Source organism: Sphingopyxis sp. MC1, from assembly GCF_000371385.1.
Taxonomy (GTDB): Bacteria; Pseudomonadota; Alphaproteobacteria; order Sphingomonadales; family Sphingomonadaceae; genus Sphingopyxis; species Sphingopyxis terrae.
In genome coordinates, this window is sequence record NZ_AOUN01000002.1 from 81,941 (window position 1) to 95,025 (window position 13,085).

At 65.6% G+C, this 13,085-nt stretch carries 13 protein-coding genes; 8 read left to right on the plus strand and 5 right to left on the minus strand.

Going from position 1 to position 13,085, the window contains the following annotated elements; translation table 11 throughout:
- Positions 1 to 22: 22 nt before the first annotated feature.
- From EBMC1_RS00925 to pyk, 5 genes are all read right to left on the minus strand, one after another.
- Entirely contained in the window at positions 23 to 1,960 is a 1,938-nt protein-coding gene (locus EBMC1_RS00925) for a cytochrome c3 family protein (protein ID WP_003039208.1), read from the minus strand.
- A 10-nt stretch (positions 1,961 to 1,970) separates the two neighbouring features.
- Positions 1,971 to 2,864 carry a hypothetical protein gene (locus EBMC1_RS00930; RefSeq protein WP_040589099.1) on the minus strand — a complete coding sequence of 298 codons (894 nt, stop codon included), beginning with the start codon at positions 2,862 to 2,864 and terminating at the stop codon, positions 1,971 to 1,973.
- Positions 2,864 to 5,299: a cyclic nucleotide-binding domain-containing protein gene (locus EBMC1_RS00935; RefSeq protein WP_003039213.1), complete on the minus strand. Its 2,436-nt coding sequence runs from the start codon at positions 5,297 to 5,299 to the stop codon at positions 2,864 to 2,866. The genes EBMC1_RS00930 and EBMC1_RS00935 overlap by 1 nt, the downstream gene beginning before the upstream one ends.
- 254 nt (positions 5,300 to 5,553) lie before the next feature.
- The gene (locus EBMC1_RS00940; protein WP_003039216.1) at positions 5,554 to 6,327 is read right to left on the minus strand and encodes an arginyltransferase; all 774 of its coding nucleotides are present in this window, start codon (positions 6,325 to 6,327) and stop codon (positions 5,554 to 5,556) included.
- Between the two features lie 205 nt (positions 6,328 to 6,532).
- On the minus strand, positions 6,533 to 7,987 hold the full coding sequence (pyk, locus tag EBMC1_RS00945) for a pyruvate kinase (RefSeq protein ID WP_003039219.1): 1,455 nt from the start codon (positions 7,985 to 7,987) through the stop codon (positions 6,533 to 6,535).
- 113 nt (positions 7,988 to 8,100) lie between these two features.
- Here pyk and EBMC1_RS00950 point away from each other — a divergent pair, with 113 nt between their 5' ends.
- The 8 genes from EBMC1_RS00950 (at position 8,101) to ruvB (ending at position 13,032) form a co-directional block, all read left to right on the plus strand.
- Positions 8,101 to 8,421 carry a DUF1244 domain-containing protein gene (locus EBMC1_RS00950; RefSeq protein WP_003039221.1) on the plus strand — a complete coding sequence of 107 codons (321 nt, stop codon included), beginning with the start codon at positions 8,101 to 8,103 and terminating at the stop codon, positions 8,419 to 8,421.
- A gap of 63 nt (positions 8,422 to 8,484) precedes the next feature.
- Positions 8,485 to 8,727, plus strand: a complete 243-nt coding sequence (locus EBMC1_RS00955; protein ID WP_003039223.1) for a DUF2312 domain-containing protein — start codon at positions 8,485 to 8,487, stop codon at positions 8,725 to 8,727.
- A gap of 27 nt (positions 8,728 to 8,754) precedes the next feature.
- Positions 8,755 to 9,072, plus strand: a complete 318-nt coding sequence (locus EBMC1_RS00960) for a YbjQ family protein (RefSeq protein ID WP_003039226.1) — start codon at positions 8,755 to 8,757, stop codon at positions 9,070 to 9,072.
- 82 nt (positions 9,073 to 9,154) lie between these two features.
- Positions 9,155 to 9,901 carry a YebC/PmpR family DNA-binding transcriptional regulator gene (locus EBMC1_RS00965; protein WP_003039229.1) on the plus strand — a complete coding sequence of 249 codons (747 nt, stop codon included), beginning with the start codon at positions 9,155 to 9,157 and terminating at the stop codon, positions 9,899 to 9,901.
- Between the two features lie 105 nt (positions 9,902 to 10,006).
- Complete coding sequence (ruvC, locus tag EBMC1_RS00970; RefSeq protein ID WP_003039231.1) at positions 10,007 to 10,480, plus strand: crossover junction endodeoxyribonuclease RuvC; 474 nt, start codon at positions 10,007 to 10,009, stop codon at positions 10,478 to 10,480.
- A gap of 195 nt (positions 10,481 to 10,675) precedes the next feature.
- A complete protein-coding gene (gene ruvA / locus EBMC1_RS00975) occupies positions 10,676 to 11,275 on the plus strand; it encodes a Holliday junction branch migration protein RuvA (RefSeq protein ID WP_003039234.1) in 600 nt (199 codons plus the stop codon).
- A complete protein-coding gene (locus EBMC1_RS00980; protein ID WP_003039236.1) occupies positions 11,272 to 11,682 on the plus strand; it encodes a GFA family protein in 411 nt (136 codons plus the stop codon). Before ruvA ends, EBMC1_RS00980 begins: the two co-directional genes overlap by 4 nt.
- Before the next feature lie 267 nt (positions 11,683 to 11,949).
- Positions 11,950 to 13,032, plus strand: coding sequence for a Holliday junction branch migration DNA helicase RuvB (gene ruvB / locus EBMC1_RS00985; protein WP_003039239.1), 1,083 nt, complete (start codon positions 11,950 to 11,952; stop codon positions 13,030 to 13,032).
- Positions 13,033 to 13,085 lie beyond the last annotated feature (53 nt).

The following is a 13,085-nucleotide window of genomic DNA, read 5'->3' on the forward strand; positions in this document are numbered from 1 at the left end:
GCCTCTGGCGGCCTTCAATATCTCACCCGCCCCGCCTTGCCCCGTGCAAGGAAGGTGTGCGCCACGTCACATCATAAAGGCCCCGCCCCTCGGTGCCTGTGATCAGGCTCACATCATAGATAGCAGCCAGAGGTTTATGCGTGATTGCCGCGCTGTTAACCTTCCGCTGACGGGCGGGCATCCAGGGTTTGCCGCCGTCCGAATGATATTCGTGGCACATGGCGCACGGCGATTCGGTCGCGGTCTCGACCTTCACCAGCCGCCCGCCGCCCTCGCCCACATGGCAGTCGCGGCACTGGCGCAGCCCCGGCACCAGCAGGTCGCTGGCCGCCTTCGAACCCGGCGCGGCGGTATGACAGTCGGCGCACTTCGTCGCCTTGTGCGCATCGTGATCGAACCAGCCCTTTTCCAGATAGCGCGGGGTCTGATTCACCGCCATCACCCGCCAATTGTTGCCCGATGCGGGGGCAAAAATCGTGTGGCAGTCGTAACAGGCCCCGCCCTTGGAAAAGACCGCGCGCACCGCATCGGCGGCGCGATTGGGCCGCACCGCGACCTCGCGGAAATAGATATTGTAAAGCTGACCCTCGGCATATTGGCCGGGCCGCCGCCGTTCCATGCCGCCGAGTTGCAGCGGCCGGCTCGGCGGGGTCGAGCGATAATAGGCGTAGAGGTCCGCCACGACCTGATCGGGCTCGCCATGGCGCAGCGTGCGGGTGACGCCGCCGACGGTTTCAAAGGCCAGGCTGTGGCACATCGCACAGTCGCGTTCCATCACGACGGGTTTGATCCGCACCCCGTCGGCATCGGGGCGGTGGCAATTCTGACATTCGAGCTTCTTGCCGAAATCATATTGGCCGCGGAAACTTGCCGCCATCCGCGCCACCCCGCCGTTCGCGGCCAGATGGACGTCGTGCGGAAATTTCAGGCCGTCATAATCGACCAGCGGCCCCGTGCCGGGCATCGCGCGCGCCGGCTTGGCGCCCGGCGCCGCGCGGACGAGCGGGCGGAATTCGGGGTGCGCGGTGCCGAAATCGCCGGCATCGGCAACATCGACCTTGAAGCCTGCCGCCTTGAGCCGCGAAGCCATGCCGTCGTGGCAATCGGCGCAGAATTTTTGCGGCGTCGGCGGCATCGGCCCCGCGCCTTCATGTTCGGTATGGCATTCGACGCAGCGCCCCTGCGGCTTGTTGAACGCCTTGGCGAAGCCGGCGAGGACTTTCTCGCCGACACCCGGCGGGTGCCGTGCGGCGAGCAGCATCGCGGTCGAGGCATCGGCATGGCTCGCGCTCATCGCCTTATGCTCGCCCGTGTGGCATCCGACGCACGCCTTGTCGGTTACTGCGACGAAGGCATCGACATGGCAGGCCTGGCAATCATTCTTCAGGCTGGCGTGCGCGCTCGACAGCGGCCCCGACAGCCACGCCTTGTCGGCATGATAGCCCTGTGGCCGCGCATCGACGCTGCGATAGCTGTGCCAGGCCCAGATCGGCCCGACCAGAAAGGCAAGCAGCACGACCAGCGCAAAGGCCCAGGCGCCCATGCGGCGCCCCGGCATTACCGCGGCGAGCGAAAAGGCCCGGGCCTCGTCGACATCCTTCGACGATTGCGACAGTTCGTCGATCCGCTCGACGAGCAGGATGATATTCTCCCCCTCGCGCGCGATCGTCAGCCGGTGGCCGCCAAAGCGCAGTTCGGCCCCCGCCGCGCTGTCGATGTCGGCGATGTCGAGCGTCCGGCCGTTGAGGTCGAACCCCAGCCCTTCGCTCGCCTGCACCCGCACATGGCGGCCGTCGGCGCTGCTGATCGTCGCATGCTGCGGGTTCACCGCCAGATCGGCGACGTGGATCGTGTTGCCGCCGTCGCGGCCCAGCGTGATGCTGGCACCGGGCAGCGGCTGATCGCGAACGATCTGCTTGCCCGTCTTGGTCGTCGATATGCGGCGCAGGATGAAGCTCATGATCCCCGCCTCACCAGTAAAAGAAGACGCTGATGATATGTGCCGACAGCGCCGCGATCAGCGCGAAGGTCAGCGGCACATGCACATAGAGCCAGATCTCCAGCATCGCCCGGATGCGCAAATGCGCGCGCAGACGCGCCAGTGCAGCTTCCTTTTGCGAAAGCAGTCCGATGACCTTCTGCCGCGCGTCGGCGTTGCCCCCGTGCGAGAGCGACAACGCGCGCAGCGCCGCCGCCGTCGCGTCCTTCGGATAGCGCCCGGAAAGCCGTGCCCTTATGCCTCCCGCAAAGGGATCTTCGTCGAGCGAGGCGAGCACCGGTGCGGTATCCTCCGGCGACAGCGGCTGCGCGGCGGCGTGCAGTTGGCGGTCGAAGGCGCGGATCGCCTCCAGCATCTGCATCTGCGTCATCTCGTCGCGATTGTTCGACAGCGCCGCGGGCAGCGTCGCATAGACGATGACGCCATAAAGCCCCGACAATATGACGAGCATCATCAGCGCCCAAGCGAGCGTATGGACGTTCCAGCCGAGCTGGAAACCCGTGTGCCAGGTGGCGATGACGATCAGGCTCAGCCCCAGATAGACATGCGCCGACGTCCACGCCTTCAGCGACCAGGCATCGCGCGTCATCTTGCGCTTGCGATAGCCGAGCGCGGTGAGCCAGAGGATCAGCAACGCGCCGATGGTGCCGAGCGTATAGCCGTACCAGCTTCCGCCATTGGGCCGCGGCGTCACGTCGATCAGCGCATAGGAGGTGATGACGAGCAGGCAGAGCCCGCCCGAAATCTTCGCCCAGCGGAAATTGGCGTAGCGCAGAAAGCCCTCATGCTTGCGCTCGCGGACGCGTTCGGTCTGCGTGGCCCGGTTGCGGCGGCCCAAAAGCCTTCTGGGAAACAGACTCGCCATCAGCCCGCATCCTCCTCGAGCCGCGCGATCGACAGAAACTCCTCGGGCGACACGCGGATCGCGGCCCCGGTCGGACAGGCGCGCACGCAGGCCGGCCCGCCGGCAATGCCCTTGCACATGTCGCACTTCACCGCGATTTTCTTGGGCTTTTCGTCGCCGAGCTTTTTCTTGGTCCATTTGGGCGACGGTTCGCCCGGCCCCGGCCCCTTGCCGAAGAGCAGCCAGCTAAGCAGCCCCGGCTTCGGCGGCGGCGCGGCCTCCATGCGGATCACGCCATAGGGACAGTTGCGCATGCAGTTGCCGCAGCCGATGCAGCCCGGTTCCATGAACACCTCGCCGTCGGGGCCACGGTGGATCACGTTCGGCGGGCAGTCGGCCATGCAATGCGGATGTTCGCAGTGGCGGCAGCTTGTCGGCACATGCAGATGCGCGAAGGTCTTGCCCGCCTCGCGGTCGAGCCGCGACAGTCCCTCGTGGCTGTCGGCGCAGGCCTTTTCGCAATTGTCGCAGCCGACGCACAGATTTTCGTCGATCAGCAGCGCGTCGGTCGCCTCGCCCAGACCCTCCTTCATGATGAAGCTGGCGGTGTCCGAATAAAGATCGACCGCGCTCGAATAGCTCGCCTTGCGCGATTCGATGAAGGCGTTCATCGCCGCGCGTTCGGCGACCGCCGCCTCGGTGGCGGCGCGCACCTGCGGCCGCGCGGCGAGCATCTTGCGAAAGCTTTCGCCGGTCAGCTTGATGACCTCGCTGCCGACCGCGGCCTTGACCGTCGCATTGCGCGGCTCGCCGCTGAGCACGCCCATCTCGCCGAAATAGCTGCCGGCGGGCAGATAGCGTAGGAAGATCGGCTTGCCGCCGATATCCTTTTCGACGACCATCGAGCCTGACCGGATGACATAGACATCGTCGCCCTGCTCGCCTTCGGTCACGACCACCTTGCCCGCGGGCACGCGCACGACCTCGGCCTGGTCGACGACCTCCTGCAGATCATCGACGGTCAGGCCGCCCTTGAAGATTTGCAGCAACTGGCGTTCGAGCGAGATGCGGTTGATGACGCGTTTCGCCCCCGGCACCGCGGCCATCAGCTTGAGCGCGGCGGTGCGCGACACCTCGACGAAGATGCTGTCCTCGCCGGCGCGGATCGTCGCGCCGCGCTTGCGGCCCGATATCAGCCCGACCTCGCCGAAAATCGACCCCTGTTCGATCGGCACCGTGACACCGGGCGCCACTTCCACCTCGGCGTGACCGTCGGCGATCGCAAACAGTGACGATCCCGGCTCGCCCTTTTCGAACACCACCTCGCCGCGGCGATAGAAGGCGACCTTCGAATCGAGCATGAATTCGCGCATCTGCAGCGGCGACACATCGGCGAAGATGCGAACCCGCGTCCGCAGATAGTCGAGCCATTCGCTGACCGATTTCTTCTGCGGCAAATCGGCAAAGATCGCCGCCAGATCCTTTTCGTCGGCCGGGGTCAGCGCGCTGTTGCCATTGATGAACTCGACGACGTCATAGCCCTGGTTCATGCAATGCTTGATCAGCGGATAGCCCGCGAGTGCGCCGATCACGAAGATGCCGGGCACCGTCGATTCAAAGGTCGGGGACAATTTTGGAAAGGCTTCGCGGTCCGGGCCGGTGAATTCGATCCCCATCGATTCGACGAAGCCGCGCGGCGCGACCGACCCCAGCCGCGCGACGATCACGTCGCATTCGATCCGCTCGTCGCCGTTCGGCGTTTCCAGCGTCAGCCAGCCGGGCTCGACCAGCTTGGGCTGCGTTTCGGTGCGGATCGACAGAAAGCCGTTCTCGCCCGCCTCCATCATGTCGGAGACATTCTTCGCCTTGGCGCGCGCGAAATCCTTCGACCGGTTGAGGATGGTGACGGTGTTTTCGAGCGCTTCCTCGGCGACGCCGAGCGCATTCTCGATCCCCGCATCGCCCGATCCGACCACGGTGATATGCTGGTTCTTGAAATCCTCGGGGTCGTCGACCTGATAGATGATGTGCGGCAGATCATATCCGTCGCAGCGCAGGCGATTGGGATTGCCCTGCGTGCCGATGGCGAGGACGATATTTTCCGCCGCGATCACCGCGCCCTTGGCGGTCATGATCGAAAAGGCGCCCTTCTGCCCCGATACCTCGACGACCTCCGCCTGATAGGCGACATTGACGCCGTTATTCGCGGCATCCTGATCCCAATTGCCCAGGATCGTTTCGCGCGCGCCCTCGGCGAAACGGCAGTCGGACCGCAAATCGAGCCGTTCGGGCGTCGCAAGGACGCGCTTGCCTTTCTGATATTTGAAGATCGTATCCGAAAGATGGTCGGTCTTTTCCAGCAGCACATGCGCCAGCCCGAGCTGCGCCGCGCGCGCCGCGGCGCTCAGGCCGGCGGGCCCCGATCCGATGATCGCGACCTTGACCGCGTCGCTCATGCGCGATGGCTCCGCGACCCGTCGTCGCGCCCGTCGCCGTCGCTGCAGATGACCATGCGCACCAGCATCCCTTCCCCCTCTCGCCGGCCCCATTTGGCGATCAATTTACGGATGCGACCCGGACTTATGTCCTGGAAGGCGTAGCTATGCCCTTGAATGCGGGAAAAGGTCAATGCGGGAAAAGGTCGACCGGCGACGCGCGCACCGCGGCCGGCGAACATGATATTGAAGCGCTAAAGACGCGTCTTGGTCGGTCAGGCGATCTCGAACATCGCGGCAATGCGATCGGACGCCACGGGCTCGCACCGCGTCCAGCCTTCCGGGCCCAGCTTTTCCAGCGGGCGGAAGCGCGCCTTATACGCCATGCGGGCAGACCCTTCGATCCAATATCCCAGATAGACGTAAGGCAGCCCCGCCTTGGACGCGCGGCGGATATGGTCGGCGATGATGAAGGTGCCCAGCCCCTCGCGCAGCGGATGGGCGGCATCGAAGAAGCTGTAGATCATCGACAGGCCGTCGCCCTGACGGTCGGTCAGGCAGCAGCCGACGAGCCGGCCGCGCGAACCGTCGGTCGTCGGCTCGCGATATTCGATCATATAGCTGTCGACCGGAGTTTGCTCGACCATGTCGGCAAAATCCTGTTCATCCATATCGGCCATGCCGCCATCGGGGTGGCGCGCGCCGAGATAGGATCGCAGCAGCGCATATTGCTCCTCGGTCGCCCAGGGTTTGCACGCGGTGACGACCAGATCGGCATTGCGGCGGATCGTCCGCTTCTGCGATCCGCTCGGCTTGAACTCGCCCGCGCAGACGCGCACCGACACACAGGCGGTGCAATCGGCGCAGCTTGGGCGATAGGCGACCGACTGGCTACGGCGAAAGCCGATCCGGCCGAGCGCGTCGTTCAGCTCATTGGCATTATTGCCGCTCAGTTCGGTGAAAACCTTGCGCTCGGTCTTGCCGGCCAGATAGGGGCACGGCGCCGGGCTGGTCACGAAAAAGCGCGGAAAACGGAACGGTGCGGACACGCGGGCTCAACCTCCGGATTTGCAGAAGCGCCCCCACCGCGGTGCGCCGTCGCCTTCGTTCCAGCGACTATGCCGCGCACGGTCAATGGTGCAAAGTCCATTTACCATTTTAAAGCGTCTCGAACTGAATCAGCGCGAAAATTTTCTGAATCCGCCGCTAACTCTTGTCTCGATTTGAATCGACTCGGCCGCGCCGGCGTCCGGTTCAGCTATAGCCGCGCAGTTCGTCGCCGGTCAGCGTCGCGACGTGCAGCACATTGGTCGAACCCGGCGTCCCGAAGGGCACCCCCGCCATCATCACCAGCTTGGCCCCCGCCTTGCCGATGCCGTGGCGTAGCGCCATGCGCTTACCCTTGGCGATCATCTCCTCGAAGCTGCCGATATCCTTGGTCGGCACCGCATGCGCCCCCCACAGCAGCCCCATGCGCCGCGCCGCATCGCGCTTCGGGGTCAGCACGAGCAAGGGCGCATTCGGCCGCTCGCGCGCGACGCGGCGCGCGGTCGATCCCGATGCGGTGAAACAGATGATCGCATCGGCGGCGATCGTCTCGATGATGCTGCCCGCGGCCTCGGCCAGCGCATCGGCGGTGGTCGCATCGGGCTGCGTCTCGGTGAAGTGCAGCCGCCGGTAATAGTCGGGATCGCTTTCGACCGAGCGTGCGATCGAATCCATCATCGTTACCGCCTCGACCGGCCACGCCCCCGCCGCCGTTTCCGCCGACAGCATGATCGCGTCGGCACCGTCATAGATGGCGGTCGCGACGTCGGACACTTCGGCGCGCGTCGGCGTCGGCGAGACGATCATCGATTCGAGCATCTGGGTCGCAACCACCACCGGCTTGCCCATCCGCCGCGCCGCCGCAACGATTCGCTTTTGCAGAGGCGGCACCGCCTCGGGCGGCAATTCGACGCCCAGGTCGCCGCGCGCGACCATCGCCGCGTCGGCGATCTCCAATATTTCCTCCAGCCGCGCGACCCCCGCGGGCTTTTCGAATTTGACCAGCAGCGCCGCCTTGCCGCCGATCAGCCGCCGCGCCTCGGCGACATCCTCGGGCCGCTGGACGAAGGACAGCGCGATCCAGTCGACATGCTGGTCGAGCGCGAAGGCAAGGTCGCGGCGATCCTTTTCGGTCAGCGCGGCGAGCGGCACGACCACGTCGGGGACGTTGACGCCCTTGCGGTCCGAAATCTTGCCGCCGACCTCGACCAGCGTCTCGATGCGGTCGGGCGCGACGCTCTTGACGCGCAGCACCAGCTTGCCGTCATCGACCAGCAGGCGCGTTTCGGGTTCGAGCGCAGCGAACAGTTCGGGATGCGGAAGGTGGACGCGGCTGGCATCACCCGGCGCCTTGTCGGTGTCGAGAACGAAGGTGGCGCCCGTCGCCAGTTCGGCCGGCCCGTCGCGAAAGGTGCCCACGCGCAGCTTCGGCCCCTGCAGGTCGACCAGGATCGTCGTGGGCCGCCCCGTTTCCTTTTCCAGCGCGCGGATCGCCGCGATGACCTTGGCATGGCCTTCATGGTCGCCATGGCTCATGTTGACGCGAAAGGCGTCGGCGCCGGCGCGGTGCAGCGCCGCAATCATCTCGGCATTGGCGCTCGCGGGACCGAGCGTGGCAAGAATACGCACCTTGCGCTGGCGGGGGGTAAAGCTCTGGACCACGATTGCTCCGCTTGTCTCTTGATCTACAATATCGCTACGGCCGCGTGGCATGGCGCGTTGCCTGCCGAAGCGCAACCGCCGTATAGCTATTCATCCACAGACCGGAGAATGTCATGTCGTGCAGCGATGACCAACCGATGACCGCCGACCCCCTCGACAGCATCGACGATGCCGTCGCCGCGGCGGCCTTCCGCCGCCTTGTCCGCCTGCTCCGCCACCGCAGCGACGCGGCGAATATCGACCTGATGGGCCTCGCGGGTTTTTGCCGCAACTGCCTGGGCGACTGGATCGCCGAAGCGGGCGACCTCGACAAGGAAAGCGCCCGCGCCATCGTCCACGGCATGCCGACCGCCGAATGGAAGGCGCGCTTTCACGTTGCCGCCACCCCTCAGCAGCTTGCCCGCATGGAAGAAAGCATGGCCAAGAATCCCTGACCCCGCTAATCGGACGCCCGAGGCGATTCTCGCCACAACCATTCCAATCCATCGGAGCATAAAATGAGCGAAGCCACGACTGCCGACGAACAACTGCGCCTTTTCATCGAGCGCATCGAGCGGCTGGAAGAAGAGAAAAAGGGCATCGCCGACGATATTCGCGACGTGTATCTGGAATCGAAGTCGCAGGGCTATGATCCCAAGATCATGCGCCAGATCGTGCGACTGCGTAAAATGCCGGTCCATGACCGCAAGGAAATGGAAGCGATCCTCGACGTTTACAAATCGGCGCTCGGCATCGTCTGAGCCCGCCCCAAGCCAAGGAGAGTGACGATGTTCAGCACCACGACCAACGCTGTCGAAGGCCATCCGGTCCGCGAATATCTGGGCATCGTCACCGGCGAGGTGATCGTCGGCGCGAACCTGTTCCGCGACCTGTTCGCCAGCATCACCGACATCGTCGGCGGCCGCTCGGGCAAATATGAAGATGTCCTCGCCCGCGCGCGCAAGGAAGCGATTCAGGAAATGGAAGCCGAAGCCGCGCGCCTTGGCGGCAATGCCGTGATCGGCGTCGATCTCGACTATGAAGTGCTCGGCCAGAACGGGTCGATGCTGATGGTCAGCGCTTCGGGAACCGCCGTGGTTGTCTGATCGGCGCCGCCGCCCGTAGTTGTCTGCGACCGCGCTTCGCGCTAGGGGCGGCGCCAGATTTTTCCGTTAAGGGAGGTAGGCCGTGGCCGGCCATAGTAAATTCAAGAACATCATGCACCGCAAGGGTGCGCAGGACAAAAAGCGCAGCAGCCTCTTTTCGAAGCTCAGCCGCGAAATCACGGTGGCGGCAAAGATGGGCCTGCCCGATCCCGACGCCAACGCCCGCCTTCGCGCGGCGGTCAACGCCGCCAAAGCGCAGTCGATGCCCAAGGACAATATCCAGCGCGCGATCGACAAGGCCGCAGGCAATGATGGCGAGAATTACGAGGAAATCCGTTACGAAGGCTATGGCCCCGGCGGCGTGTCGCTGATCGTCGAAGCGCTGACCGACAATCGCAACCGCACCGCGACCAATGTCCGCACCGCGTTCAGCAAGAATGGCGGCAACCTCGGCACGTCGGGCAGCGTCAGCCACGGCTTCGACCGGCTCGGCATGATCAGCTATGCGGCAAGCGCGGGCGATGCCGACACCGTCTTCGAAGCCGCGCTCGATGCGGGCGCCGACGATGTCGAATCGACCGAAGATGGCCATGACATCTGGACCAGCGTCGATTCCTTGCACGAAGTCGCAAAGGCGCTCGAAGCCAAGCTGGGCGAAGCCGAAGGCGTGAAACTCGCGTGGCGCCCGACGCTGAAAAGCGAAGTCGCCGACGAAAGCGTCGCGCAGACGCTGTTCAAGCTGATCGACACGCTCGACGATGACGACGATGTGCAGACCGTGTGGGGCAATTATGAAATCCCCGACGCGGTGATGGAAAAGCTCGGATGACAAACCCCTCCCCTCCCGCTTGCGGGAGGGGCCGGGGGTGGGCCGATGCACGGCGCGCCGCTTGCCCACCCCAAACCCCTCCCGCAAGCGGGAGGGGCTTCTAACATGATCATCCTCGGTCTCGACCCCTCGCTCAGTTGTACCGGCTGGGGCGTTATCCGCGTCGAGGGCAGCCGGATCAGCCACATCGCCAACGGGCAGATCAAGACCGACGCCAAGGCGTCCCTGCCCGACCGGCTCGCCTATCTCGACACCGTGCTCGCCGCCGTGATCGCCGATCACGCACCGGCTTGCGCGGCGGTCGAGGAGGTCTTCGTCAACGACAATCCGCAATCGACGTTGAAGCTCGCGCATGCGCGCGGCGTCGTCCTGCTCGGCTGCGCGCGGGGCGGGCTGACCGTCGCCGAATATGCGCCGCGCCTGGTCAAGAAAGCCATCGTCGGCACCGGCGGCGCGGCGAAGGAGCAGGTGCAGGCGATGCTGCGTATCCTGCTGCCGGGCGCGAAGGTCGCGGGCGCCGACGCGGCCGACGCGCTGGCGGTCGCGATCTGCCATGCGAACCACCGGCCGCGTATTTGAAGGGTTCACGCGAAGACGCGAAGGCGCGAAGAGGCTGGCTCGGGCCGTCAGGCCCCTTTCTCCTTGACGCCGCGTCATCGCGCACCACCCGACGATGAATGCCGCTTTGCGGCAAATGCAACATCTTCCCGCCTTCGCGTCTTCGCGTGAACCAAATCTGTTCCCTTTTCATTCCTATCACGCTAGCACATCGCCATGATCGCAAAACTCACCGGACGGCTCGATTCAAGCGGCGCAGGCCATGCGGTGATCGACGTCGGCGGCGTCGGCTATCTGGTCGAGGCGTCGGCGCGCACGCTCGACGCGCTCGGTCCGGTCGGCGGCGATGTCACCATCCACACCGAAATGCTGGTGGGCGAGGATTTCCTCCGCCTGCTCGGCTTCGCCCGCGCCGAGGAACGCGACTGGTTCCGCCTGCTCACCAGCGTTCAGGGCGTCGGCGCAAAGGTCGCGCTCGCGATCCTCTCCGCGCTCGAAGTCGCCGACCTGCAACGCGCGCTCGCCAGCGGCGACAGCGCGATGATCGCGCGCGCCAACGGCGTCGGACCGAAGCTCGCACAACGCATCGCGCACGAACTGAAGGACAAAGCAGGCGCACTGGGCGGGATCGCGGGCAGCGGCCCCGCGGCCGTCCCGGCCGCCGGCCCGCTCGGCGATGCCGTGACCGCCCTCACCGGCCTCGGCTTCAAACCTGGCGAAGCGAGCGCCGCCGTCGCCGCGGCGAGCGAGGAACTGGGCGCGGGCGCCACTCTGGATGCGCTGGTTCGCGTCGCGCTCAAAAAGGCGGCGAAATGACCGCCCTCACCCGCCACGCCTCCTGCCGCTGCGGCCAGATCCGCATCGCCTGCACCGGTAAGCCGATCCGCGTGTCGGTGTGCCATTGCCGCGAGTGCAAGGCGCGCAGCGGCAGCGCCTTTGCCGCGCAGGTCCGCTTTCCCGTCGAGCAGGTCCGCATCGAGGGCGAAGCGAGCGCGAAGATGTGGCAATATACCGGCGAGAGCGGCAACACCGCCGACTTCTTCTTTTGCGGCACCTGCGGTTCGGGCGTCTGGTATCGCGCGCGCCCCTATCACGACGCCTACGCGATCCCGCTCGGCAATTTCGCACCCGGCCACGGCTTCGTCCCCGACTATTCGGTGTATGAAGAGCGCAAGGAGCCTTGGGTTTCGATCACCGGCGAGGGGATCGAGCATTATGATTGACCGTCGCCTCATCCATCCCGTCACCCTGAACTTGTTTGGCATATATCGCGCTCAAACAAGTAAGTGTTCCCCCGCGAAGGCGGGGGTCCAGCTTCGACGCGAAGCGTCGAAGGCCGCGCTGCCGCGCGTCTCCCTGTTGGAACTGGACCCCCGCCTTCGCGGGGGAACGCACCTTTCTTGTCGCAAGGGGATAATCGCCAACTTGTTTCAGGGTCCATGGCCTGCCCCTTCCTTCGGCGCAGTGCCGGACGAGAGTTCCGCCCGTGGATGCTGAAACAAGTTCAGCATGACGACAAATATGGGTATCGCCGTATCGTGACCGAGCTCACCACCCCTGTCCGCACCCCCGAGGATGCCGATGCCGCGCTGCGGCCGAAGTCGCTCGCCGAATTCGTGGGTCAGGCCGCGGCGCGCGAGAATCTGCGCATCTTCATCGAGGCGGCAAAGGCGCGCGCCGATGCGCTCGATCATGTGCTCTTCTTCGGTCCGCCGGGGCTGGGCAAGACGACGCTGGCACAGATCGTTGCGAAGGAGCTGGGCGTCGGTTTCCGGTCGACCAGCGGCCCGGTCATCGCCAAGGCGGGCGACCTCGCCGCGCTGCTCACCAATCTCGAGGACGGCGACGTCCTCTTCATCGACGAAATCCACCGCCTGTCGCCCGCGGTCGAGGAAATCCTCTATCCCGCGATGGAGGACCGCGCGCTCGACATCATGATCGGCGAAGGGCCGTCGGCGCGCAGCGTGCGGATCGACCTGCCCAAATTCACCCTTGTCGGCGCGACCACGCGGCAGGGGTTGCTGACGACGCCGCTGCGCGATCGCTTCGGTATCCCGGTGCGGCTCAATTTCTACACCCATGCCGAACTCGAACAAGTGATCGGCCGCGCCGCGCGCTTGCTCGGCCTCGGCATCGCGCCCGACGGCGCGCTCGAAATCGCGAAGCGTTCGCGCGGCACACCGCGCATCGCCGGGCGCCTGCTCCGCCGCGTGCGTGATTTTGCGACAGTGGCGGGGGCGCAGATCGTCGACGCGCGGGTGGCCGACGCGGCGCTCAACCGGCTGGAGGTCGATGCGCTGGGCCTCGACGCGATGGACCGCCGCTACCTTGCCATGATCGCCGACATCTATCGCGGCGGCCCCGTGGGGGTCGAAACGCTGGCCGCGGGCCTCAGCGAGCCGCGCGACACGATCGAGGATGTGATCGAACCCTATCTGCTCCAGATCGGCCTGATCGCCCGCACGGCGCGCGGCCGCTGCCTCAACGCCAGCGCATGGAAGCATCTGGGCCTCAATCCGCCCGCGGGGGTGCAGGACGGATTATTCGATTCTGGCGGCGGCGCGGCAAAATAGGACGGAAAAGTGCGGCTTTGAATCCGTCAACCGGCCCCGCGCTGCGACGAACC

Bases quoted from the DNA above. Each gene is read 5' to 3' on its own strand.
- ruvB (WP_003039239.1), top strand. From the start codon at position 11,950: ATGCTGAAACAAGTTCAGCATGACGACAAATATGGGTATCGCCGTATC.
- ruvA (WP_003039234.1), top strand. From the start codon at position 10,676: ATGATCGCAAAACTCACCGGACGGCTCGATTCAAGCGGCGCAGGCCAT.
- EBMC1_RS00955 (WP_003039223.1), top strand. From the start codon at position 8,485: ATGAGCGAAGCCACGACTGCCGACGAACAACTGCGCCTTTTCATCGAG.
- EBMC1_RS00950 (WP_003039221.1), top strand. From the start codon at position 8,101: ATGTCGTGCAGCGATGACCAACCGATGACCGCCGACCCCCTCGACAGC.
- ruvC (WP_003039231.1), top strand. From the start codon at position 10,007: ATGATCATCCTCGGTCTCGACCCCTCGCTCAGTTGTACCGGCTGGGGC.
- EBMC1_RS00930 (WP_040589099.1), bottom strand. From the start codon at position 2,864: ATGGCGAGTCTGTTTCCCAGAAGGCTTTTGGGCCGCCGCAACCGGGCC.
- EBMC1_RS00935 (WP_003039213.1), bottom strand. From the start codon at position 5,299: ATGAGCGACGCGGTCAAGGTCGCGATCATCGGATCGGGGCCCGCCGGC.
- EBMC1_RS00960 (WP_003039226.1), top strand. From the start codon at position 8,755: ATGTTCAGCACCACGACCAACGCTGTCGAAGGCCATCCGGTCCGCGAA.
- EBMC1_RS00980 (WP_003039236.1), top strand. From the start codon at position 11,272: ATGACCGCCCTCACCCGCCACGCCTCCTGCCGCTGCGGCCAGATCCGC.
- EBMC1_RS00925 (WP_003039208.1), bottom strand. From the start codon at position 1,960: ATGAGCTTCATCCTGCGCCGCATATCGACGACCAAGACGGGCAAGCAG.